The 459-nt window shown below is 49.2% G+C and carries 1 pseudogene; it reads right to left on the minus strand.

The features are described 5' to 3' along the window. Positions 1-459 (minus strand): annotated as a pseudogene (locus ACTHUM_RS19590) (glucose-6-phosphate dehydrogenase); the annotation flags it as partial.

Genomic DNA, 459 nt, shown 5'->3' on the forward strand with positions numbered 1-459 from the left:
ACTTTGCCTGCCATGCGTTTGCCGGTACGCAGGTAGAAAGGTACGCCTTTCCAACGCTCGTTTTTGATTTCGGCTTTGATGGCAACATAGGTTTCAGTGAAACTGTCTTTCGGTACGTCGACTTCTTCCAGATAGCCGTTCATGCCGTTTGCTGCAAAATATTGGCCGCGAATAACATTTTCGTTGACGGATTCGATGGTCAGCGGTTTCAGCGATTTGATGACTTTCACTTTCTCGTCGCGTACGGCATCGGCATCCAAGCTTGCCGGCGCTTCCATCGCCGTCATACAAAGCATTTGCATCAAGTGGTTTTGCACCATATCGCGCAATGCGCCGGTAATGTCGTAAAACTCACCGCGTTCTTCCACGCCCAACTGCTCGGCGATGGTCAGCTGTGTGCTTTCAATATATTTGTTGTTCCACAAAGGCTCGAACATCACATTAGCAAAACGCAAGGCA

The organism is Neisseria sp. P0021.S006 (assembly GCF_051956895.1).